Origin of the sequence: Arthrobacter rhizosphaerae (assembly GCF_023062595.1) — a bacterium.
Lineage (GTDB): Bacteria > Actinomycetota > Actinomycetes > Actinomycetales > Micrococcaceae > Arthrobacter > Arthrobacter rhizosphaerae.
Window position 1 is genome coordinate 1 of record NZ_JALLAN010000041.1, and the last position, 1483, is coordinate 1483.

A 1483-nucleotide genomic window follows, 5' to 3' on the forward strand; every position below is an offset into this window, starting at 1 on the left:
GGGGGGGTGCCTCTATGTTTTTCGTCAAGCCGCTGACGGCAGATTCCGTGGTTCCGGTTCCTGGTAGAGGGTTCCGTCTCGGAGCATGGCGAAGAGGACGTCTGAGCGGCGGCGTGCGAGGGCGATGAGGGCTTGGTTGTGTCGTTTGCCTTCTGCCCGTTTGCGGTCGTAATAGGCCCGTGAAGGTGGGTGGTGCAGGGCTGCGAAGGCGGAAAGGAACAGCGCGCGTTTGAGTTTCTTGTTCCCTCGCTGGCTCGAGTGCTCGCCGCGGATGGATGTCCCGGAGCGCCGGGTGACCGGTGCGATGCCGGCGTAGGAGGCAAGGTGGGCGGCGCTGGCGAAGTGCTTGCCGGTTACTTCGGTGAGGATGCGGGCGCAGGTCCTGACGCCGATGCCTGGCATCGAGGTCAGGACCTTGTGAAGAGGGTGGGCCTCCACAAGGGCTTCGACCTGGGCTGCAATGTCATCGCGCTGATGGCGAAGGGAAAGCAGCTGTTCGGCCAGTTTCGGCAGCACCAGCCCGGCTGCACTGGTTCCGATGACGACAACCGTCTGTTCTCCGAGGGCAGCGAAGATCGCGTCTGTGAGGCGTTCGGCCGCACGGGGTGCGTTTTTCTTCAGCCTTGCCCTGACATGTCCACGGCCGGCTGTCTTGAGCGCGGCCGGTGTGGGATATCGGGTGAGCAGGTCAGCCACGGCCGGGTGATCCAGGTGCGGTCCCAAAGCCCGTTCCAAGGCGGGGTGGATCTGGGTGAGCAGTCCACGGATCCGGTTGGACGTTGCGGTGATCTGGGCGGCGAGGTCGTCATCAAAGCCACACAGGACTCCGAGTTCGGCCAGCGTTTCATCATCCAGAGCAATGGTTCGCAACGTGTGCGGCATGGATCGTGCAGCTTCGGCAATAATCGCCGCGTCCCTGGCATCGGTTTTGGCCTGGCCCGGGTGAAGGTCCGCGATTCTCCGCATCGCCAGTCCCGGAAGGTAGCCAACGGCCGCGCCGGCAGCCTGAGCCACCGCGACCGGCAGCGCACCGATAGTGGCGGGCTGGTCCACGACGAGGAGGATCTTCCCATGCGAGAAAAGGGAGCCAAGGATTTCCCGGAGCCGATTCTCATCGTTGGGCAGGGCCTTGTCGAAGAGCTTCTTGCCGGACCTGTCCAGGGCCACCGCATGGTGGCCCGATTTCCCGACGTCCAATCCGATGAATACGTCTATGTCCTGCTGATCCAGAATCACCGCCATACCCGCTCCCTTGTTCGCGCATCACCGTCCGATGCTGGCTGGTCAATGGCGGCAGGTGTCGACATCCACGTTACGAAGGACCCGTCGTCGTGCCTCTATCAGCGATCATCTGCCGCCAAGCCGGTCCCGGTGACAACACCCCCCGGATCATTCATGACTGGGGGCAGAAACCATGCCGGGACCGACCGGCCAACACCCCTTATCCTGCAACAGGACCGGGGCTACGAAAAAGGTAACGGGG

1 protein-coding gene is annotated in these 1483 nt (G+C 63.3%); it reads right to left on the reverse strand.

The features are described from left to right. Positions 1–24: 24 nt before the first annotated feature. Positions 25–1242 carry an IS110 family RNA-guided transposase gene (locus tag MU551_RS23165; RefSeq protein WP_247048922.1) on the reverse strand — a complete coding sequence of 406 codons (1218 nt, stop codon included), beginning with the start codon at positions 1240–1242 and terminating at the stop codon, positions 25–27. Positions 1243–1483 lie beyond the last annotated feature (241 nt).

Bases quoted from the DNA above. Each gene is read 5' to 3' on its own strand.
- MU551_RS23165 (WP_247048922.1), bottom strand. From the start codon at position 1,242: ATGGCGGTGATTCTGGATCAGCAGGACATAGACGTATTCATCGGATTG.